The organism is Halotia branconii CENA392 (assembly GCF_029953635.1).
GTDB lineage: Bacteria > Cyanobacteriota > Cyanobacteriia > Cyanobacteriales > Nostocaceae > Halotia > Halotia branconii.
Genome location: NZ_CP124543.1, coordinates 4270691 through 4291946 on the forward strand (window position 1 = coordinate 4270691; position 21256 = coordinate 4291946).

At 40.8% G+C, this 21256-nt stretch carries 16 protein-coding genes; 6 read left to right on the plus strand and 10 right to left on the minus strand.

The annotated features are described in order from the left end of the window. The first annotated feature begins 203 nt into the window (after nucleotides 1–203). Nucleotides 204–1019 (plus strand): alpha/beta fold hydrolase, encoded by an 816-nt coding sequence (locus tag QI031_RS18825; protein ID WP_281481185.1) that lies wholly within the window; start codon nucleotides 204–206, stop codon nucleotides 1017–1019. A gap of 331 nt (nucleotides 1020–1350) precedes the next feature. Here QI031_RS18825 and QI031_RS18830 read toward each other — a convergent pair whose 3' ends face one another. Further along, the gene (locus tag QI031_RS18830; RefSeq protein ID WP_281481186.1) at nucleotides 1351–1602 is read right to left on the minus strand and encodes a hypothetical protein; all 252 of its coding nucleotides are present in this window, start codon (nucleotides 1600–1602) and stop codon (nucleotides 1351–1353) included. 617 nt (nucleotides 1603–2219) lie between these two features. Between QI031_RS18830 and QI031_RS18835 the strand changes: the two genes are divergently transcribed. Continuing rightward, on the plus strand, nucleotides 2220–2750 hold the full coding sequence (locus QI031_RS18835) for a universal stress protein (RefSeq protein ID WP_281481187.1): 531 nt from the start codon (nucleotides 2220–2222) through the stop codon (nucleotides 2748–2750). 705 nt (nucleotides 2751–3455) lie between these two features. Here QI031_RS18835 and QI031_RS18840 read toward each other — a convergent pair. Further along, the gene (locus QI031_RS18840) at nucleotides 3456–4169 is read right to left on the minus strand and encodes a DUF4082 domain-containing protein (protein WP_281481188.1); all 714 of its coding nucleotides are present in this window, start codon (nucleotides 4167–4169) and stop codon (nucleotides 3456–3458) included. An 878-nt stretch (nucleotides 4170–5047) separates the two neighbouring features. On the opposite strand from QI031_RS18840, the gene QI031_RS18845 reads away from it, so the two are divergent. Then, nucleotides 5048–8914 (plus strand): PAS domain S-box protein, encoded by a 3867-nt coding sequence (locus tag QI031_RS18845; RefSeq protein WP_281481189.1) that lies wholly within the window; start codon nucleotides 5048–5050, stop codon nucleotides 8912–8914. Between the two features lie 242 nt (nucleotides 8915–9156). On the opposite strand, the gene QI031_RS18850 is transcribed toward QI031_RS18845, so the two are convergent. Both QI031_RS18850 and QI031_RS18855 read right to left on the minus strand, forming a co-directional pair. Next, nucleotides 9157–10653, minus strand: a complete 1497-nt coding sequence (locus tag QI031_RS18850; protein ID WP_281481190.1) for a beta-barrel domain-containing protein — start codon at nucleotides 10651–10653, stop codon at nucleotides 9157–9159. A 165-nt stretch (nucleotides 10654–10818) separates the two neighbouring features. Beyond that, nucleotides 10819–11694, minus strand: coding sequence for an SDR family oxidoreductase (locus tag QI031_RS18855; protein WP_281481191.1), 876 nt, complete (start codon nucleotides 11692–11694; stop codon nucleotides 10819–10821). 397 nt (nucleotides 11695–12091) lie between these two features. On the opposite strand from QI031_RS18855, the gene QI031_RS18860 reads away from it, so the two are divergent. Further along, the gene (locus QI031_RS18860; RefSeq protein ID WP_281481192.1) at nucleotides 12092–12991 is read left to right on the plus strand and encodes a hypothetical protein; all 900 of its coding nucleotides are present in this window, start codon (nucleotides 12092–12094) and stop codon (nucleotides 12989–12991) included. Nucleotides 12992–13125: 134 nt separating this feature from the next. Here the strand turns inward: QI031_RS18860 and QI031_RS18865 are convergent, their stop codons facing one another. Next, nucleotides 13126–14838, minus strand: a complete 1713-nt coding sequence (locus tag QI031_RS18865; protein WP_281481193.1) for a diflavin flavoprotein — start codon at nucleotides 14836–14838, stop codon at nucleotides 13126–13128. A gap of 126 nt (nucleotides 14839–14964) precedes the next feature. Beyond that, nucleotides 14965–16689 (minus strand): diflavin flavoprotein, encoded by a 1725-nt coding sequence (locus tag QI031_RS18870; RefSeq protein ID WP_281481194.1) that lies wholly within the window; start codon nucleotides 16687–16689, stop codon nucleotides 14965–14967. A 106-nt stretch (nucleotides 16690–16795) separates the two neighbouring features. Here QI031_RS18870 and QI031_RS18875 point away from each other — a divergent pair, with 106 nt between their 5' ends. Both QI031_RS18875 and QI031_RS18880 read left to right on the plus strand, forming a co-directional pair. Further along, nucleotides 16796–17599 (plus strand): pantothenate kinase, encoded by an 804-nt coding sequence (locus QI031_RS18875; protein WP_281481195.1) that lies wholly within the window; start codon nucleotides 16796–16798, stop codon nucleotides 17597–17599. 39 nt (nucleotides 17600–17638) lie between these two features. Next, nucleotides 17639–18268, plus strand: a complete 630-nt coding sequence (locus QI031_RS18880; RefSeq protein ID WP_281481196.1) for a Uma2 family endonuclease — start codon at nucleotides 17639–17641, stop codon at nucleotides 18266–18268. A gap of 151 nt (nucleotides 18269–18419) precedes the next feature. Here the strand turns inward: QI031_RS18880 and QI031_RS18885 are convergent, their stop codons facing one another. From QI031_RS18885 to QI031_RS18900, 4 genes are all read right to left on the minus strand, one after another. Further along, nucleotides 18420–19373 carry a PhoH family protein gene (locus QI031_RS18885; RefSeq protein ID WP_281481197.1) on the minus strand — a complete coding sequence of 318 codons (954 nt, stop codon included), beginning with the start codon at nucleotides 19371–19373 and terminating at the stop codon, nucleotides 18420–18422. Between the two features lie 102 nt (nucleotides 19374–19475). Beyond that, a complete protein-coding gene (locus tag QI031_RS18890; protein ID WP_281481198.1) occupies nucleotides 19476–19910 on the minus strand; it encodes a KH domain-containing protein in 435 nt (144 codons plus the stop codon). Next, a complete protein-coding gene (gene rpsP / locus QI031_RS18895) occupies nucleotides 19873–20133 on the minus strand; it encodes a 30S ribosomal protein S16 (RefSeq protein ID WP_281481199.1) in 261 nt (86 codons plus the stop codon). Before rpsP ends, QI031_RS18890 begins: the two co-directional genes overlap by 38 nt. 205 nt (nucleotides 20134–20338) lie before the next feature. Continuing rightward, nucleotides 20339–21151: an inositol monophosphatase family protein gene (locus QI031_RS18900; protein WP_281481200.1), complete on the minus strand. Its 813-nt coding sequence runs from the start codon at nucleotides 21149–21151 to the stop codon at nucleotides 20339–20341. Nucleotides 21152–21256 lie beyond the last annotated feature (105 nt).

The window sequence follows — 21256 nt, forward strand, 5'->3', positions numbered from 1 at the left end:
TAATCTAAAGTTAGCTAAATTTAGCTCGTAGTAAGGACTTTATTCTTAATAAAAGGGCTAAAGCCCTTACCCTACGGGTGACGCTCGAAGACTCGCTCTAAGCGAAGCTATGCCGCAGGCTTTACGCTGCGCTAACTCACTACAAACATTGAATTTTTTACTTCGTTCTACTTGATTCTCTAAAAGTTAACTGCTTAATTAAGATGCATACGCTATTTCGCAACTCCCGGAGAAAAATTTCTCAAGGGCTATTATTCTGGCGTGAAGCTGGCAAAGGCATTCCTGTAATCTTTTTACATGGTGCTTGGAAAGATAGTAGTCAGTGGTTATCAGTCATGGAAACACTATCTGAGAATTTTCATTGCTTTGCCCCAGATTTATTAGGGTTTGGGGAATCAGAAAATCCGAATGTTCATTACTCGATTGATTTGCAGGTAGAATGCATAGCTGAGTTCCTACAAGCTTTGAAACTAGAAAAAGTGTATTTAGTAGGACATTCTCTCGGAGCTTGGATTGCAGCTAGTTATGCTTTAAAGTATGCAGATCAAGTTTATGGTTTAGTACTGTTAGCACCAGAGGGGGTAGAGATAGAACGGCAAGAGAATAGTTGGCAAAAAATGCAAAAATTGATGAGATATCCACCGTTAGCATTAAAATTATTAAGATTGCTTCGTCCTTTGGCAAAACGTCTGGCTTGGTACGAAAAATTTGAACAAGATTTGCAATTGCGTCATTTGCTTCTACGATATCCGACAGCCTGTAAGCTATTATTTCAAAGGCAGCACCAAGAAATTAAGATTGAATTATTACAGGATAAATTGCATTTAATAGAAGTTCCAGCTTTGATTTTGCAAGGCGGTCAAGAGACATCAGATATATTAGCCAAAAGTCAAATTTATGCTCAATCTATTCCTCAAGCTGAGTTTAAGATGATTGCTCATGCTGGAGATGATTTACCAGAATCTTATACTGGGTTTGTAGCTGGAGATATTCAGGACTTTATTAAAGGTCATGGGTAATTGGTATGCAAAAAAGTGGCGCTGCGCGATCGCCTGATTCATGCTTTGCTCATAGTGGAGTTTCTTTCTCTGTTACCGTGAAGTGAAACAGAGTTAGATTTGGGAGCAAGAACCACACTTTATTAAAGTTAGATACGGCTAATCAAGTGCGGTTCAAGCCCCTGCTTCTTCTTTGACTTATTTGAAGCTTCAGCAAAAATGGAACAAGACACAAATTGTATGTTACAGCAAGTTTCATTTAAATGAGGTACATTTTCCTAATATCTAGCTCCTTTCTTCTTAAAAGGTGTACTACACCCAACCGAGAAACGCTGTAATTAAATGCGATTTCTTAAGCTGGCATATCTTGTATTCCTATCCAGCCTGTTACGCTTTGGCGCTTCTTGGTATAAGTTTTGGTATTAGTTCTTTCTCGGTTTCCAATCGTTACAAGTGGTTTGTTAATGATTGCCTTTTCTAAAGAAGTAGGATTATTCCAAGTGTCGGCTGGCATGTATTGCCAACAGTGGCGACAAAACCAGGAAATTTCGGAACCATGTACATGTTTTAAAAGTAATCCAGAACAGCAAGGACAGTAGTTCATATTTCTCTAAAATCCTGATTATAAAAAAGTATGTTTTTAAAATTGGAGTTGTTAGTTAACAAACCAATATTTTTTTGCAAAACTGCTCATATTTCAAGGATAGTGATGAAATATGAGGAACTTGTGAAGAAAATTATATTACTCAATTTTTTGTAATATTTATACATACAAAATTAAGTAATGACCTGATAGTCGCTTTCTCAATATTTACAACTCTTTTAGCAAAGGTGTATTTTGTTACTATCTATGTATCTGATAGCTAGTTGCTGTATCAAAAAAAAACTGTGTACTATATGTCTAATTGTTAAAAGTAAGTATGTACAAACGTTAGAGAATTTTTTGTATATTAAATTTGTGAGGAATTGGTTATAGATGATTTCCTCACAAGATCCTCAAAATAATTCCTTATAAGTATAAGTGTGAGCCTTATCTGGAGATTGATTGACTACACCTTTGCCATGCATTTTTATTTCTCATGGCAACTGTTAGTGATATAAATGATACTTAAAGTTTTAAGTATTATATAGAAACAATCGAGATTGCAGACATCTCTATAGTTAAGTAGATTGGTAAAAAAGCTTTTCTGAAATAAATAGTTTCACAAAGGACTTTAAATTATGTTTAACAAAATTTTAGTAGCAGTTAATAATACTGAAATTGGTCAGCAAGTTTTTGAGGAAGCCCTGACTTTAACAAGTTCAAATAATGCCAAATTATTATTACTACACGTTATCTCGCCTTTCGATGATGACTATCTCGCTGCTTCAAGGATGCAAACAGATGAAGCTTATACAAATTTTCACACTCATGGAGTAGAGTATTACATGAGGCAATGGGAAGCTTTGAAACAAAAGGGAATTGAATTTTTGACATTGCTCACTAATCGAGCGATCGCTAAAGATATCAATGCTGAATTTACTCAGGAAGTTGGCGATCCAAGTCGTTTAATTTGCGAAATGGCTCGTACTTGGAAAGCTGACTTAATTATTATGGGTCGTCGCGGACGAAGTGGACTAAGTGAATTTTTCTTAGGTAGTGTAAGTAATTATGTATTACACAATGCTCCCTGTTCAGTACTAACAGTACAAGGAGCAATTCCTACGACCAAAAACACATTAATGACAGCATCAACAGTTTCATCTGTTTGATATCATATCCGCCTATAAAGTCGGCACTATATATTAAATAGCGCTGACTGATTTGTTAAATTCAGGACTTACGCACTCATATTAAGCTCATCCTACCCCTGGAAGGGGCGGGATTTCGTGTCAGTGGTCAGTTGTTTTTGCCACTCACCACACTTCGGCTAGCGGTAGTTGAATCTCGACTTTTCTACGAGACGCTACTGGTCTGTCAACCTAAAAATGATAGGTGGAGGCAGGCAGGGGAAGCAGGGGAAGCAGGGAAAGCAGGGGGAGAAAAGAACTGGACTTTTTCACATTAACCCAGCAAAATTATCTTGACAAAGTACTACGCGTAACTTGCTTCCCCGTAGGGGTACGCTCGATTGCCGCGCAGCGCTGTACTGAACGAAGTTGAAGTAGTTGAAACTCAGTGCATCGCTGACTACTGACATCTGACGGCGACGGGGCGATGGTTACTAAGCGTCTTGCCTTGACTTGTACTGAGCGTAACCGAAGTAGCGCAGTCGAAAGGAGCCGAAGTACTATCACGGACACTCCTCTCAGAAGTAGGTAACGCGATCGCCTTTTGATGAAAAACTAAGCCTTTGCGATTACTTTTCTTTGCTCATAAGAACGTGAAATTGTAGTCTATGTGTAAGTACTGTTTGCTAATAAGTTGAGATTTTTCTTGTGAATTATTAAAAGTGTTTGATGATGCAACAAGTTTGGCTAAAGATTCAATCCTAGGTAAGGAAAGTATGGAGGAGGTGTGTTTGTTTTAAAAATGACATCAATCCAGTAATTGCTCGCATCATAACCTTCCGTAGGAAAGCCACCACCTACACCATATTTGTATACACTATTACGCTGACAATTATTATCTGTTATTTGTACACATTGTCTTAAATAAATACCATTGCTGTCATACACACCTTGACGCAATATGTGCAATGGGCCGTTTTCAACACTACTAGCAGTCCAGAAGTCTGTTTCTGCCACATAAGATCCCTCGCTTGCATAGTAAGAAGCAATGTAAATTTCTCCGGCTTCAATGGGAGCTGGTGGGTAAACTATGACCGTTTGCCAGCCGGGAGTCGGTCCTTGTCCCTCAATGGCCACTCCTGTACCTACTAACTGACCTGTTGATGCCTTCCATACGTGAACTGTATAGCCACTATCAATTGGTACACTTCGGTAAAATCGGACAGCGCTAACCACACCGTCTACATCACTACGGAACTTTACTCCTAGTTCTACGGCACTAGTATCTGGGTCAACTGGACTACTCACTTGGGGTGAATCAGGCCAGAATGAATAAGAGTAGGTTGGTGTCTGTGCTGATACTGACTGAATATGAAGGTATGTAGGCGACGATCCAGCTAGTGCAACAATACTAAGAATTTGCCAGATATTACAATGTTTCTGCGATTTAGTATGATGCATCTTAAAATTCTCCTCATATATTGATGATTCGATGATTATGCCACTTGGCATATTGCGTCTCAGTTTTGTTTGTGGTAATCACTCGTTACCTTAAGTACTTCTACCAGAATTTGGCTTATTTTTGCAAGAAAATCCCCAATAATGGCTTATTAGCCGCTTATTTGCTAGTTTTTGCCAAATTATGAAGTTTAAGTGATCAATAGAGAAATCTAATTGGTGTTATTTGACCGGAAGAGGCAGAGGAACAAGCTCTTTTCCCCTGCGTGGAACATGGGTACAAGCCCCGCCCTTCTAGGCGCTTGACTAGGGCAAAGTACAAGCTCCATCCCGGTCTTCCCCCTCGCTTAGAGTTTCCTGCCCCTTTTCCTCTTGCTGACCTCAGTCATGCAAATAAGTATTTTTAAGTAACTATTAGTAAAAAATAGTGTTTAGGATCACTTTAACTATTCATTATTAGTTCAGAAAATCAGAGTATAAATATTGCTAATACTAGGTCTTAATCGGATGCACAGTCGTTATACGTATGCGTTAAAAAGCACATTTATTATTTGAGCGATCGCTATCTCTGAAAAAATAATTGTATTGATTTCGCCAAAACAGTCTTATCAAAACCATGAATTAAGGTAATCTTTTTAGATAACAGATCACCTATTCCTCATTTGACAATAGAATGAGTTTGACAAGTACAAATTTTGATCAACCTCTCAGGTTGCGTAATCATTTAGTTTGGAGCCAATGAATCGTGTTTCCTGATTGCGTTGATACTCCTATATTCATCAATAAATTTGATTGATACTCTATTACATCTTAGTAACCGCTGATTGCCAACCGTTATCTCAGTTTAACTTTCGCTATATCTTTCTGATGTCGATAAGATAATGAGAATTGACGAATTAACTATGCGATTCCACGATCAGCTAATTGAATTACCTAATTTATATGATGTTATTGATTATTCTCCATTAACGATTAGTCCTGATAGCTATGTCATTGATGCTGTGATCTTGATGAATCAGGAGCGAAGTCATAGCTTATCACTGAACAGTTCTAATTCATCGTTCAACTCCAGCAGATGGGATCAGCATGAAACTAATTGTATTTTGGTTGTAGAAGCAGGATATCTCTTAGGAATATGCACAATTAGAGATATAGTGAGAATCACGGCAAGTGGGATGGATTTATCCCAGGTGAAAATGGCTGAAATTATGACACAGCCAGTTATGAGCCTGACGCGATCGCCTGATCAAAATATATTCACAGCTTTATCACTATTGCGTCAATACCAAGTTCACCATCTGCCAATTTTGGACGATGAAAGACAATTGCTAGGAGTCGTTACTGAAACTAGTTTGTTACAAGCCTTTGATTTGATGAAAATGTATGGTGTTGTTTCAGCCCTACAGCAACACTTACAAAACCCCAATCATGATTTTGGGCAGGTGAATCAGCAAATAGAGAAAGTACGCTACCAAACTTATAATTATTTGAAAGGATGGATTGATGCCCAATCAGCTGAAGTTATGCAAGTTAACCAAGAACTTCAGCAAGCCCTCGAAGAACTCCAAGTGGTAGAAGAAGAATTACGTCAACAAAACGAAGAACTGACTAATGCCTGTGAGGCATTAGAATTGGAACGCCAGCGTTACCAAAATTTGTTTGAATTTGCTCTTGATGGTTATTTGGTGACAGATATTCATGGCGTTATCCAAGAAGCTAATAATACCGCAGCGACTCTACTGTCTGTGCGTCAAAACTATTTAATCGGCAAACCATTAGTATTATTTGTTGCTGAGCAAGACCGTCATCAATTTATCAACCAACTGCGTAACTTTCAAGATAGACAAGAAGGAGAAATTAACCTCAAGCCACGAAACGGTGAACCTTTTGTTGCTGGTATCAAGGTAGCTAGCGTTTACAACTCACAGGGTCAACGGGTTAGTTGGCGATGGTTTATTGGTGACATTAGTCAACGCAAACACTCAGAAAAGGCATTACGCCAAGCCTCTGAAGAATTGGAACAAAGGGTAATAGAACGCACAGCAGAACTAGTCGTTGCTAACCAACTGCTGCAACAAGAAATCATCGAGCGCCAATGCACCGAAGAAGCATTGCAGCAAAGTGAAAATCTCTATCGCCAGTTAGTTGAAAGTCAAATTGACTTGATAATCCGCATAGATTTGCAGGGACGAATTAATTTTGCCAATATGGCAGCCTGCGAAACATTGGGCTGGCAATTGAATGAGTTGCGCGGTCAGTCGTTGTTTGAGTTTTTTCCTGCAAATGAATTGCCGCAAGCGATAGAAAATCTGAGAGTTTTAGCAGCATCACCCCATTGCTTGACGATTAGTGAACAACGTCTATTGACTATTAATGGTATACGCTGCTTTCAATGGAAAGTTGCTGCAATTCAAAATGAAGCAGGAGAGGTAATTGAAATTCAGGGAGTAGGTAGAGACATCACCGAGCGCCAGCAAATGGCAGAAGCACTGCAAAACAGTGAAGAGAAATTTCGCCTATTTGCAGACAATGCTCACACACTTATCTGGATAGAAAGTTTAGAGCCGCAGCAAATTTTGTATGTAAATCAGGTTTATGAGAGAATTTGGCAGCGTTCTTGCCAAAGCCTATACCAGCACCCTCAGTCCTGGATAGATTCAGTTCATCCAGAAGACCGCGATCGCGTCATGGTAAATTACCAGCAATATGATGACAACTACACTAGTTCAGAATATCGAATTTTGCGACCTGATGGTTCAGTGCGCTGGATCTGGTCTCGTTGCTTTGCTATGCACAATGAACAAGGGAATATTTACGCCTATGGTGGCATTGCCGAAGATATCACTGAACGTAAGCACATAGAAGAGTCACTGCGAAGCAACGAAGAGCGACTGACTTTAGCTCTAGCAGCAGCCAATATGGGGATATGGGATTGGAATCTTGTCACCAACGAATCAGTTTGGTCTGCTAATAGTGGGCCATTATATGGTCTGCCTAGTGGTAGTTTGTGTCCCACCATTGAAGACTACCTAAATAATTTGATCTATCCAGAAGACCGCGAATCTGTAGCTCACTGTCTTCGAGGACGAACTGCATGTAAAATGGAGTTTCGTGTTGTCTGGCCTGATGGTAGCATCCACTGGTTAAGTACAAAATGTCAGGTTTACTATGACGAACAAAGACAGCCAATACGGGTGATTATTGTCACTCAGGACATCAGCGATCGCAAACAGGCAGAACAGCAAATCCGCGAGCAAGCAGCCCTACTTGACATTGCCACCGACGCAATTTTAGTCCGAGATTTCCAAACCAAAATTTTATTCTGGAGTCAAGGTGCAGAGCGTTTGTATGGTTGGCGTTCAGAAGAAGCTCTAGGCAAAGATCCCCAAGAGCTTTTTTACAAAGATACTTCAATTCAACTAGAAGCAATTCTGAAAACTGTAACTGAGCTTGGTTCGTGGCAAGGTGAATTACGAAAAGTAACCAAATCTGGACAAGCAATTATTGTAGAAAGCCGATGGACATTAGTACGTGATCCGGCTGGACAACCTCATTCCATTCTCAGTGTTGATACTGACATCACCCAAAAAAAGCAACTCGAAGAACAGTTTTTCCGTACTCAGCGATTAGAAAGTCTTGGCAATCTAGCAGGTGGTATTTCCCACGACTTGAACAATATTTTGACACCTATTTTAGCAGCAGCTCAACTGCTACAGACAAGATTCACTCAAGACAAAGAACGCGCTCACCACCTACTCACAATCATAGAAAGCAACGCCAAGCGCGGAGCTGCTTTAGTTAAACAAGTGCTGTCATTTGCACGAGGATGTAAAGGAGAGCGCACAATAGTTCAAATCAAGCACCTAATCACAGAAATTGCCCAGATTGCCAAACATACATTTCCCAAATCTATCGAATTTGCCATTGCTTTACCAGAAGACCTTTGGGCTATCTCTGGTGATGTCACACAACTGCATCAAGTGTTGATGAACCTAGTAGTTAATGCCCGTGATGCTATGCCAGATGGCGGTATTGTGAAAATATGTGCAGAAAACTTATTTATTGATCACGCCTATACGACAATGAATCTCAATGCCAAAGTAGGGCATTATATTGTAATGACCGTTGCAGATACTGGAATTGGTATGCCATCAGGAATTTTAGATAAAATTTTCGACCCATTCTTCACTACAAAAGATGGCAATACAGGTACAGGATTAGGACTGTCAACCGTGCTTGGTATTGTTAAAAGTCACGATGGTTTTATAAATGTATCTAGCAAAGTTGGTAAAGGCAGCGAATTTAAATTATTCTTACCAGCAGTAGGAGCTGCTCAAGCCTCAGATATAGAAGAGATAGAATCGCCTAGGGGAGACGGGGAATTAATTTTAGTTGTAGATGATGAAGCCCAAATTCTAGAGATTACGACACTCGCCCTAGAAGACTACAATTATAAAACTCTGGCTGCTAGTAATGGCATTGAGGCGATCGCACTTTATGCCCAGCATAAGCATACTATTAGTGTAGTCTTAATGGATATGATGATGCCAGAGATGGACGGAACGACCGCCATCCTGACTTTAAAAAAAATGAACCCACAAGTTAAAATCATTGCTTGCAGCGGACTCAGCACCAATAACGCACTCACAGCAGAAGCTTATAGTAGTGTTCAGCTAGTTTTATCAAAGCCCTTCACTGCTCAAGAATTATTACACGGTTTACACCGCATACTCAAAGGCCAAAATTAGCAGTTATGCATAGGGCATGGAGAAGAGGAATTGGGGCAGAGTGCGGGGTGCAAGGGAGATGAAGAAAAATTACCTATTTCCCCCCTGCTCCCTGCCCCCTGCTCCCCTGCCCCCTGCTCCCCTGCCCCCTGCTCCCCTGCCCCCTGCTCCCCTGCCTCTTCTTCCCCTGCTCCCGGTCACCGAGCGTAGCCGAAGTGCTGCCCCTTGTCCTTTTCTTCCTGCTCCTCTGCTTTTTTGTCGGCCTACCTAACTGAAAATGCCTCGCTAAATCGACGAGTAATTGGCTCAATGATAAAGGTTAAAACTGACTTCTTACGAGTCACAATTTCACCATTAGCAGCCATCCCTGGAGTAAATGCAACTTCTTGACCCCGGACACTAACGGAATGTTTATTCAGTTCGATTCTGGTGGGGAAAACTAAGCCTAACTCTTTATCGACAATGGCATTAGGACTAATTTGCACGACTTTACCATTGATAGTGCCAAATTCCTGAAAAGGGAAAGTTGCCATTTTCACCTTTGCCTTCATGCCTTCACGAATAAAGCCAATGTCTCTGTTGAGGACTTTAACTTCTAATAACATTTCTTCCCCTTCTGGCAAAATTGACAGCAACTCTTCACCTGCTTGGACTGGGCCTTTAGTTGCCTTAATTTTGTAAATTGTACCTGCAACGGGAGCTTTAATTGTTTCTCCGTCTTTTTGCTTTCTTGCCTGTTCTAGCTGACCAGAAACATTGGTCAGTTCTTCTTGGCGCTTGTTTATTTGGGTCAAAATTTCACTTTGGCGTTCTGAGGCTAAACGTTGCGCTTGACTCAAAGCAGCTTGATAAGCTTGTTCAGCTTGGCGAATTTCTTGGGCTTGAGCTGCAATATCTTTCTGTAAAGATTCTACTTTGTCTTGAGCCTCTGTAACTTTATTTTGGGCATTGATAATTTCATCTTTTGCCCTGGTAATTTCTGTGTTCGCACGATTTAATCTTTCTTGAGCATCTAAATAGTCAACTCTAGGTACTGCGCCAGGAGTAACTAGGGTGCGTAGGTTTTCTTCTCTATTTTGAGCGATCGCTAAACCATTTTCCACTTTACCTAGGATATTTTCTGCATTTGCCAGATTACCTTTGGCGTTAACAAAGCTAGTTTTAGCGTTGGCTTGATTTTCTTGTAATCGTTTTAGACGCACTTTCGCTTGATTCATCAACGCTAATTGGCGATTTGCTTCTGCTTCTGCTGCGGCTTGACGCGCTTGGTAATCTTTGAGTCGTGAACTTAAAAGTTCATCTTGCAATTTTGTACCAGCATTTTTCACCCCAGCGCGTTCTGCTTCTAAACGCTGTAAGTCTTCTTTAATCAACTTGGCAGATTCGGCAAGGCGCGTAACATCGGTTTGTTGCAAATCGGGGTCACGTTGAATTAGCACTTGATCTTTGGTGACATGATCGCCTTCTTTCACCTTTACAGCTACAATCGAGCCATTACCTATAGATGTCACAGGTCGCACTTGTGTAGAAGCAATTAATTCCCCAGGTGCGGTTGCTACTTCATCGATTTCAGAAAAATTTGCCCAAGCGATCGCTCCAAAAACCACTAAACTTAAAGTTCCCGCTAAAAATCTCGTATACAGCGGTGGTAACTCCTGGACTGCCTTACCCAATTCGTAAGACAGTTGATCTTCTGGTTTGGCGAATTGCTGTTTTGTCTGACGTGATTGAGCAGCATTTGCAGCTAAGGAATATTTCATACAATTTTAGATTTTAGATTTATTTGGTGGTAAAAAAAGGCAGGGAGCAGGGAGCAGGAAAGACAAGGGGACATTTCTTTTCCCAATTTCTTTTCTTGCCTCTGCCCCTTTGCACCCCTCATTCTTGCTTCTTCTTTTATGCCGATAAACTTGCATACAACTAATTCAAACTGCTAGATAGCGCCTTAAGAAGCTTTCCAGAGTTTCTACTTGAAAGTTGAAAATCCTTTCTAAGTTGGCTATCTCTTCTTTTGTACAAAAGAACTCATTAGATAACAATGTGCGGTAAGTTCCCAGAGCTTGTTGTACTTGAGGATTAAATAAACCAAAGGCATTCCGTAACCCATCAACCACAAATAGTGGTGAGTTAATTACTATGGGGTCTTTATTGAAAATGCGACTAAAAATCCGGGGAATATCCTCACGTAATAAAATTTCCGGCCCTCCAACTGGTAATATTTGGTTAAGAGCGCCTTCAAGTGTGATTGAATCCACCACCATTTTTGCCAAGTCATCTGTACTCACAATCGAAGTGCGGTTTTTAGGATCACCAACGAGTAGATACAACCCTGTTTCTCGAAATCGTTCTGCCAATGGCAGCAAGTTCGATGCTAATCCAGCCGGACGTAAAATAGTGTAATTCAAACCACTAGCTGCCAAATATCGCTCTACAGCTCGTTTGGCTTTGAATACAGGGGCATCCTCATAGCCACGGTCGGCTCCTAGTACAGATATAAATACAAAGTGCTGTACTTCGTTGGCTTTTGCCTGATTAATTAATTCAATGTTAGCGCGGTAGTCCAAGGATAGGGCATCACTATCAGAACCGTGGGCGCTGATAATATATTGCACACCCCGACAAGCTTTTTCAATATCCTTTTCCACCTGCAAATCACCAATGAAGATGTCTGCTCCTCGGTGTTCTAACTCGCTATAACGCGAACTTAGGCGGACAAAAGCCCGCACCAAATTCTCCTTTTGGCGAAGGAGTCGCACAACTTTGCGACCTATTCCTCCCGTGGCTCCAGTTACTAGAAACATAAGGATTAGGGATTATGATTTTCACTTATACCCTAATCTAAAATCTTCAACTTCAAATTTCAAATTTGACAATTATTTGGGTATGCTACTCGTGGGAAGTCCCAAAAACTTGCTCTGAGTGCTTGCCTTGAGAAAATGGTGGTCTATCTGCACTAAGATGTGAGATACCTCTGAAGGAGATCAATTACCTCTACCATGTATCTCTTTTCTAGGGAACTCCTGCAAGCATCTAACTTAGTAACTATTGCAATATGCCCTTATTAACTGGCAAGATATACCAAAATACTTCCAAAGTTGAAGCAAGTTACATATTATCAACGTAAAAGTCTAGCATGTACTTATATATTTGATAACTCGCTACCACCGCGATTAGTTTAATTTTAAATAAACATAAACTATGAATGTCCTTGTTACAACAAGCAAATCTGTCTTAAAGGTAGACATACTCACAAAAAAAAAGTCTTCTTTCCATCAAGGTAAAGGACTGTATTATGGTATTGCTTATTCTAACAAAAAAATATTTATTGCAGCTCGTAATCAGGGAGTTTGTAGTGATCAAGAGAGAGCAAAAGAAAAAGGTGAAATTTTAGTTTTTAACTTCTCAGGCGATTTAATTAACTCTATTGCTCCAAAAGATTTCAGTTTAAGAGATTTACATCAGATTATATTTTACAAAGAAATTTTATTGGCAACCTGTAGCTATGAAAATCTGATAGCAATATATCAAAATAATCAATGGTATAAATGGTATCCTAACTCAGAGATAAATTATGATTTAAATCATTTTAATTCGTTACATATTGAGAATAATAAAATATATTTACTTGCACACAATTTAGATAAAGGCAGTGAAGTATATACATTTGAAAATCCATTTAAATCTATGCTAAAACAGCTTAAATATCAAATTCAAAATCTACATAAAAAATCAGTTAGTCTCAAATCAATTGAAGTTTTTAAGTTAGGTGTCCAGTCTCATAATATCTGGATTAAACAAGATGAAATAGTTACTTTAAGTTCCAAAGAAGGAAAACTTTGTTCTTTATCAGGATTTAATTTCAAATTAGGTAAATTTCCGCGAGGACTATGTGTATTAGAAAATTTTATTTTAATAGGATTGTCAGAATTAGCTGAGAGAAATTCTAGAGATTTAACTTCAAGTTCTATTTTAGTGTTCAACAAAGAGTTCGAGCTAATTCACGAAATCGAACTCAAAAATGAAGGCTTAGTGCTAGAGATACGCTCTCCAGGATACTTTGATGAATGTTATCCTTACTATTTAGGCCAACCTGTGTGATTTGTAAAACCCATAGCGTTTTTGGTCAGTTATAGTTAATAAAAAGGAATAGTAGAGCAAGGCGGAAATAAACCATCCATTTTGATTTATACATGTTTTAAAACCGTTTGGAGACTAAACCACCTTGCTAATGCCTAATAATGAGTTCCCGTTTTGCGTTGATGGACGGCTGTAACACCATCTTGATTTAGTACTTTGCCATCATCTACAGTTGCATAAATTAGCCAGTGATCGCCAGATTCCATCCGGGTTTGTACGGTACATTCTAGATAAGCAAGAGCATCAGTAAGTACAGGAATATCATTGGCGGTTGACTCCGCAGCCACATCAGCAAATCGGTCTTGTCCTGGGCCAAAGGGTTTGAGAAAGTGCTTCATTAAACCCAGGTGATTACCTTCTTGCAGGATATTGAGGACAAATTTGTTTTCTGAGTGCATCAGTAGTTCCAAGGCGCGGTCTTTGGCAACGGCTATGGTTAAACCAGGAGGATTAAAACTGGCTTGACTTACCCAAGAGGCAAGCATGGCACTGGAGATATCACCTTGTTTAGCTGTGACAACACACAGTGAACCGACAATTCTGCCCACAGCTTGTTCTACAGTTGTGGCAGGAACACTTTGCGATCGCACTTTTTTGGCTTTTTTGAGTGCTTGGGCAAAGTCAGTTCCAGCTTCTTCACATAGTTGCAATGTGACATCATCTGGTTTGAATTTCACACGGATGGGGTCAAAACCAAATCGATAGCCAGCATCTTTGAGTTTGCCTTCAATTAAATCAACTGCTTCTCCACTCCAGCCAAAAGAACCAAAAACTCCAGCGAGTTTATTATTAGTAGCGGTGGATAAGACAATCCCCAAAGCTGTTTGTACAGGTGTGGGTGCATGACCACCAAGAGTAGGGGAACCGATGACAAAACCAGAGGCTTTTTCGACAGCCGCGCGGATATCTTCTGGTTCTGTAAATTCGCAGTTAATGGATTCTACAGCCACACCAGCTTTTGTAATGCCACGCGCGATCGCCTGGGCTAAAGTAGCTGTGTTACCGTAAGCTGAAGCATAAATCAACGCTACTGTAGCATCAGCAGATTTTTGTTGTTGAGTCCATTCTCGGTAAGCTTGGGTCAATTCAATTAAGCCGTAGCGCACCAAAGGCCCGTGTCCTGTGGCATACATTCTCACAGGCAAATCGGCAAGTTTATCTAGGGTAGTTTCCACTTGACGAGCATGGGGAGCCATCAGGCAATCGAAATAATAGCGCCGATCTTCGGTATATATTTCCCAACCTTCATCAAATACCTGATCACCGCAAACATGGACTCCAAATAACTTATCTGAGTAGAGTATTTCTGTTTGGGGATCATAAGTGCAGAGTTGGTCTGCATAGCGGGGATTAGGAGTAGGAATAAATTGTAAACGATGTCCTTTGCCTAAATCTAGGGTTTCTTCCCCGCGCATTACCATAACTGGTAAATCGGGATTTTCTAAAGCCCCCCGCAAATTTATTGCCCCAGGATTAGAACAAACAAAGGTAATCTGCGGTGCAATTTCTAACAAAGCTTTTAATGTTGCAGCACGGTTGGGATTGACGTGTCCCAAAATTACATAATCCAGGGTTTTAATATCAAAACGCTGTTGTAACGCTGCTAAATAAATTTGCGTAAATGTTTCCCCTGGTGGGTCTATCAAGGCAGTTTTATCACCTTCTATTAAATAAGAATTGGCAGTTGTACCTTTGGCTAGAGCATATTCAATTTCAAATCTGAGTCTAGCCCAACTGCGCGATCGCAGTACTCTGGTATCTGTAGCAACAGGAAAAACCTGAACATCGCGGGGTTTGTTTTGTGGCATAGTTTTTTAGTTAATGGGGCATTGGGCATGGGGCATGGGGCATTGGGCATGGGGAATTGATTATTATTCTCTTCATCTTCCCCTGCTTCCCCTGCTTCCCCTGCCTCCTCTGCCTCCCCTGCTTTTTTAATAGTGGTTGCCGACTTTACGGTGATGCACAGCAGTCAGTGCATCTGGCTTACTCACTCGTCCGGCGTAAACGGTGCTGTATACTGCCCAGTGGTCGTTACAGTCCATGCGGCTAACGACTTCGCATTCTACGTAGGCGAGGGCATCGGTGAGGATGGGCGCACCATTTTCGGCGGGCTGGGTTCTTACACCTTCAAAGCGATCAGCACCGGGAACGAATCGCTTCAAAAAGTGCCTCATGAGTTTTTGGTAATTGCCTTCTTCTAAGACATTGAGAACAAAGCGATCGCCTACTTGCATGAGTGATTCAATCGCCCGATCTTTGGCGACTGCAATGGAAAAGCCGAGGGGTTTAAAGCTGGCTTGGCTGACCCAAGAGGCTAACATGGCACTGGAAACATCGCCTTTTTTGGCGGTGATAATATACAACCCGCCGCTGATTCTACCTAAGGCTTTATCTAGGTCTGCACCTAGAGATTTCATGGCTTTGATGCTGCGATCGCGCCCTACCCATTGCCCTAAGTCGGTTCCAGCTTCTTCGCACTGTTTGTAGGTGTTTTCTGTGGGTGTTTGTTTAATCCGAATTGAGGGGAAACCTTCTGTTAAACCCAAATTGCGGAATTTACTCAACAAAGGATCTATCGGCTCATCATCGCCACCGCCAGTTTCAAAGATGCCTATGGCTTGCTTTTCTTTGGCAGATCCTAAAACGGTGCTGAGGGCAGCTTGGATACTAGCAGCGCCAGAAAGCGGTGGCGTTCCTACCACAATTCCGGTACAACGACTGACTAGTTCTCGTAGTTCTTGTAAATCTACTTCTGCGCCCAAGTCTACTATTTCCACGGCGACATCAGTTTTACTAATGCCATTGGCAATTGCTTGGGCGAGGCGATCGCTATAGCCATATTCTGAAACGTAAAATATCCCAACTACTGTTTCTGCCTTGGTTTGTTTTTTACTCCAAGTGCGGTAGCGTCCAATTAGTTCTTCAACGTTGTGGGATAATAATGGCCCGTGACCTGTGGCAACCATGTCGATGGTTTTCAATTCTGCCATACGCTTAAGGGCAGACAATACTGACCGTGCGTTTGGCCCCATCAAACAATCGTAGTAATATCTAAAATCTGCTTCAATCGCTTTTAAATCTTCATCAAAAGTGCTTTCTGAGCAATAGTGCAACCCAAAAGCATCGCAGGTGAACAAAATTTTGGTTTTGTGGTCAAAACTAAAGATGGTATCTGGCCAATGTAAATTGGGTGCAATCACAAATTCAAATTCATGACCATTGCCTAAATCTAAGCGATCGCCATTTTTGACAATTCGTCGTTTAAATGGCTGATGTACAAAATCTTCCAAAAACTGAATTGCTACCTTAGAACCAACAACCGTGATTTCTGGAGCCATAGACAGTAAATCTTTAACTAAGCCGCTATGGTCTGGCTCAGTGTGGCTGATAATTAAATAATCAATCTCAGTGGGTTTAATTAATCCGGTTAGAGTATCAAAATATAGTTGACGGAACTTTTCATGAGAAGTATCAACTAAGGCAGTTTGCTCACCCCGGATGAGAAATGAGTTATAAGTAGTACCATTTTGCAGACCAAACTCAATATCGAAGCGATCGCGATCCCAGTCTAGAGAGCGAATTGCTGTTGTCTGTTGAGCAATTTCTACAGTCTGTATGGTCAGCCGTTTTTCAGTTTTTTCGGTGAGCGCTACCATAACTCCCCTCCTTGACATAATTGAGTATTTCTCTGACTTTATTGTTACACGTCTTGATTGTTACGTTTTATTAAAAAATTTATAGTTTAATTAAAAAATTAAAACTGTGAAACCTCAAAGGCACATCGAGAATATTTGGCTAGCTTTAGAAATTGGCAATTCCCGGTTGCATTGGGCATTATTTAAAGGTGAAACCCTTGATTTGGCTTGGGATACAGAACATTTACCTGAATCAGTCATCCAGCAGCTAGCTCAATGCCAGACGCTGGATGATTTATTGTTGATAATTTTTCCTATCTATCATAAAACTGCTGCATTTTCCTCATTCCTGCCTCCTATTTTTATTGCTTCGGTGGTTCCTAGTCAAACGGCACTTTGGCAAAGTTACCCTCATGTGGAGATTATTACCTTAAATCAAGTACCCCTTTTAGGCATGTATCCTACATTAGGGATTGACCGCGCCTTGGCTTTGTGGGGTGCTGGGAAAGTTTGGGGTTTCCCGATGCTGGTAATTGATGCTGGAACAACTTTGACTTTTACAAGTGCAGATATCAACCAATGTTTAGTTGGGGGCGCAATTTTACCAGGATTAAGCTTGCAATTTTTAACTTTAGGTCAAAAAACAGGGCAATTACCAATAGTAGAAACCAAAATTATTACGTCTTTACCTCCACGTTTTGCACTCAATACACCAGAGGCAATTCAAAGTGGAGTGATTTATACATTAATAGCGGGAATCAAAGATTTTATAGAGGCGTGGTGGGATTTATTTCCTCAAGGAAAAATTGCAATTAAAGGAGGCGATCGCACTTTATTATTTAATCATTTGCAAGCGTTATATCCTGAAATTGCCGTACATTTGATCGTAGAACAAAACTTAATTTTTTGGGGAATGCGGGAGATTAACTGAAAGAGATTTTGTCAAGCTTTGACCAAAGGAGATAAGTAAATGGTTCAATCGCTACCAATTACAATTACTGTTGACCAGTTTCTAGACTGGTATCCTGTTAATTCAACACAGTTACGTTACGAATTACATAATGGATTTATTAAGCAAATGCCATCACCAACAGGTGATCATGAATTACTTATCGCATTTTTGATCAAGCAAATTTTGCTAGAGTGCGCCCGTCTTGTAAAACCCTATGACATTCCGAAAATAGGGTTTGTTCAGTCAAATGAAAGTGAATCTGCTTTCTTGCCTGATGTACTGTTGTTGAATCGCCTTAACTTAGTTAATGAGCCTTTATGGAGAAATAAATCAACAGTTAGGCAACCATTATCAATCCCATTAGTTATAGAAGTTGTCAGCACGAATTGGCGTGATGATTACTTCACCAAGCTTGGTCAATATGAAGCTATTGGCATCCCTGAATACTGGATTGTAGATTATGCGGCTTTGGGTGGTAGAAAATTCATTGGTAATCCTAAACAACCAACTATCTCAATTTACTCGTTAATTGAAGGGGAATACCAAGTTAAGCAATTCCGAAATAGCAATCGCATCGAATCGCTAACTTTTCCCGACTTGGAGCTAACTGCTGAACAGATTTTTCAATCTGCCAATCCAGTGACATAATTCCTTATTAATTTATTGACGCTGCGCGTGTCAGTGGTCAATTGTCAGTTGTTTTTTGGTTTAATACCCCATCCCTTTATGGGTGGTTTTCACAAATCTTTACCACTGACTACTGACTACTGACAAAACTCCATCCCTTCATGTGGAGTTTTTATTTTTCGTATTGTTCGTATGCAGCAACAATACGTTGAACTAAAGGATTACGTACAACGTCTTTTTTAGAAAATTCACAAAAGGCAATACCATCAACGTCTTTTAAAATTTGTAATGCTGCTGTTAAACCGGATTGCTGATTTAATGGCAAATCAGTTTGGGTTGTATCACCTGTAACCACCATCCGGGAACGAAAACCCAAACGAGTTAAAACCATTTTCATTTGAGCAGGTGTAGTATTTTGGGCTTCATCTACGATCACAAAAGCATGATTGAGGGTACGTCCTCGCATATAAGCTAGTGGGGCAACTTCAATGACACCGCGTTCCATCAAATTAGGGACTTTTTCGGGATCAATAAATTCATAAATAGCATCGTAAAGCGGACGTAGATAGGGATTAACTTTTTGCTGCAAGTCTCCAGGTAAAAAGCCAAGTTTTTCACCAGCTTCTACGGCAGGACGAGTTAAAATCAACTTTTCAACTTGGTTAGACAACAATGCTTGTACGGCGACAACAACAGCGAGGTATGTTTTACCAGTACCAGCTGGCCCAATACAAAAAGTCATGTCACGCTTACGTATGGCATTGATGTATTGTCTTTGTCGAAAAGTTTTAGCGCGGATTTCTTCGCCTCGACGAGTTTTGGCAAGGACATCTCGCTGCAATTCTTGCAGTTCTTCTTCTCGATGGGTATCTAGAGCTTGACGGGCTGTTAAAATGTCGGCACTAGAGATGTTATTGCCTTTAATCCAAATTTCTTCAAGCGATCGCACTAATCGAGAAGCCAATTTAATTTCTTGGTCTGTACCAGAAATGCGGAGTTCTTGACCGCGCAGCACTAAGCTGGCTCCTGTTTGTTGGGATAAAAGTTTGAGATTTTCTTCCCTATCACCTACTAGAGCGATCGCACTAGGAATATTAGGCAGCGGAATTGTTAAGGCTTCTGCCATAAGTATTGCTTAGTTTTTGAGGATGAGGAAGTAAAAGGAAGATCAAGAAGCAGATTACAATTACTGTCCTTCTCTTCATCCTCCTTCCTCTCTAATTTTGATCTAACGAAAACGGGGTTTAACAATGGGTTTAGGACTATCGTTACCGCGTCGTTCTATCGTTTTGGGCGGTGGTAATTGCTCTTCTTGGTCTTCATCAAAAGATGTACCCTCCCGGCTCTGAGAATTGCTGCCATAGATATCCAGGTATACTGATTGACCAGCAACTTCAGCCGCTGCGGCAATTACTGTACGAATCGCCTGAATATTACGTCCCCCTCGACCAAACACTTTTCCTTTGTCTGTGCTGTCAAAGGCAATACGAATCCAAGCCCGTTTCAGGGTGTGAGAGATTTCACAATCAACGCTTAAAGTTTCTGGAGATTCTAAAAACGGTTGCATTAAAAAGCTAACCAGTCCAATGTAGTTGGGGGTAGCAGTTGGAGATTTTGTTTCGATATTAAGATGAGGCTGTGGCACTGACCTGTTCAAAAACATTGGCTTTTACTAGAATGCGACGAACGGTATCAGTAGGTTGAGCACCTTGTTGTAGTCGCTTGACGATGCCGGGAATGTCTAATCGCACTTCATCGGTTCTAGGGTTATAGAATCCTAGTTCTTCTAGGGGACGACCATCGCGGCGAGCGAGGCTGTTGATGGCAATAATGCGGTAACTTGGTTCCCGTTTTTTACCGTATCGCTTTAAGCGCAGTTTGATCATAGTTGAGGAATTATTCTCCTGTTGTAGTTATGGTCAAATGATAATTTTAGCATTTGACTAGCATTCACTGCTATGGGTTAAGAATTAATAGACCAAAACCTCAGATAGCGTTTTTTGGTTGTGTGTAATACGCTTGAAGAAAAGGGGCTAGGGGCTAGGGGCTAGGGGCTAGGGACTAGATAGAGTAGAATTGACAAGACTCTGTTCATTTCCAAGCTGATAGGGGTGGAACTTGCATTAGTTCTTGGCTGAGGCTGTTGTGGAGATAACCATTAGTAGCGAGAAGTCTACCTGATTCAATTTTTAAGGGAGTGCCGTCGTAGGCGCTGACTTGACCGCCAGCTTCTTGTAACAAAATTATTCCAGCAGCAATATCCCAAGGTGAAAGTCCTCGTTCCCAATATCCATCAACACGGCCACAAGCAACATAAGCTAAATCTAATGATGCCGAACCGCTACGTCTGACTCCTTGGGTAAGATGGGTAAGGTGACAAAATTCTGCATAATTATTGTCAGATGTATCGCGGCGATCGTAGGCAAATCCTGACACCAAAAGACTTTTACTCAATTGGGCAGTTTCTGAAACTTTGATGGGACGGCGATCGCGTGTTGCTCCTAAGCCAGCCCCAGCCCGGAATAATTCATGATGAAAAGGGTCATAAATTACACCGACTTGTGGAACACCGTTAATTAATAACCCAATAGAAACTGCAAAAGCTGGATATTGGTGAGCGTAGTTGGTTGTCCCATCTAGAGGATCAATTGCCCAGAGATATTCATTATCTTGGTTTCCTAGTTGACCTGATTCTTCAGCAAGGATGGAATGCTGGGGAAAATGGCGATGTAAAATTTCTAAAATTATCGCTTCTGAGGCTTTATCCGCAGCAGTCACTAAATCACCAGGGCGACCTTTTTCGGTAATCGCATCTTCTAATTTACCCAAATAACCTTGCAACACTGCACCCGCAGCTAAGGCTGCTTCCGTGGCAATATCTAGAAAAATTTGTAGTTGAGTCATTTTAATAATTAGGGCATAGGGCATAGGGCATGGGGCATAGGGCATAGAGATTATTATTCTCCTCTGCTTTGGCCACTGAGCGTAGTCGAAGTGCTGCTTCCCTTA

What these genes read in the sequence shown, in the direction of transcription:
- QI031_RS18880 (WP_281481196.1), top strand. Translation starts at nt 17,639, where the DNA reads ATGGTTCAATCGCTACCAATTACAATTACTGTTGACCAGTTTCTAGAC.
- QI031_RS18870 (WP_281481194.1), bottom strand. Translation starts at nt 16,689, where the DNA reads ATGGTAGCGCTCACCGAAAAAACTGAAAAACGGCTGACCATACAGACT.
- QI031_RS18825 (WP_281481185.1), top strand. Translation starts at nt 204, where the DNA reads ATGCATACGCTATTTCGCAACTCCCGGAGAAAAATTTCTCAAGGGCTA.
- QI031_RS18845 (WP_281481189.1), top strand. Translation starts at nt 5,048, where the DNA reads ATGAGAATTGACGAATTAACTATGCGATTCCACGATCAGCTAATTGAA.
- QI031_RS18890 (WP_281481198.1), bottom strand. Translation starts at nt 19,910, where the DNA reads ATGTTTTTGAACAGGTCAGTGCCACAGCCTCATCTTAATATCGAAACA.
- QI031_RS18840 (WP_281481188.1), bottom strand. Translation starts at nt 4,169, where the DNA reads ATGCATCATACTAAATCGCAGAAACATTGTAATATCTGGCAAATTCTT.
- QI031_RS18835 (WP_281481187.1), top strand. Translation starts at nt 2,220, where the DNA reads ATGTTTAACAAAATTTTAGTAGCAGTTAATAATACTGAAATTGGTCAG.
- QI031_RS18855 (WP_281481191.1), bottom strand. Translation starts at nt 11,694, where the DNA reads ATGTTTCTAGTAACTGGAGCCACGGGAGGAATAGGTCGCAAAGTTGTG.
- QI031_RS18900 (WP_281481200.1), bottom strand. Translation starts at nt 21,151, where the DNA reads ATGACTCAACTACAAATTTTTCTAGATATTGCCACGGAAGCAGCCTTA.
- QI031_RS18860 (WP_281481192.1), top strand. Translation starts at nt 12,092, where the DNA reads ATGAATGTCCTTGTTACAACAAGCAAATCTGTCTTAAAGGTAGACATA.
- QI031_RS18850 (WP_281481190.1), bottom strand. Translation starts at nt 10,653, where the DNA reads ATGAAATATTCCTTAGCTGCAAATGCTGCTCAATCACGTCAGACAAAA.
- QI031_RS18830 (WP_281481186.1), bottom strand. Translation starts at nt 1,602, where the DNA reads ATGAACTACTGTCCTTGCTGTTCTGGATTACTTTTAAAACATGTACAT.
- QI031_RS18885 (WP_281481197.1), bottom strand. Translation starts at nt 19,373, where the DNA reads ATGGCAGAAGCCTTAACAATTCCGCTGCCTAATATTCCTAGTGCGATC.
- QI031_RS18865 (WP_281481193.1), bottom strand. Translation starts at nt 14,838, where the DNA reads ATGCCACAAAACAAACCCCGCGATGTTCAGGTTTTTCCTGTTGCTACA.
- rpsP (WP_281481199.1), bottom strand. Translation starts at nt 20,133, where the DNA reads ATGATCAAACTGCGCTTAAAGCGATACGGTAAAAAACGGGAACCAAGT.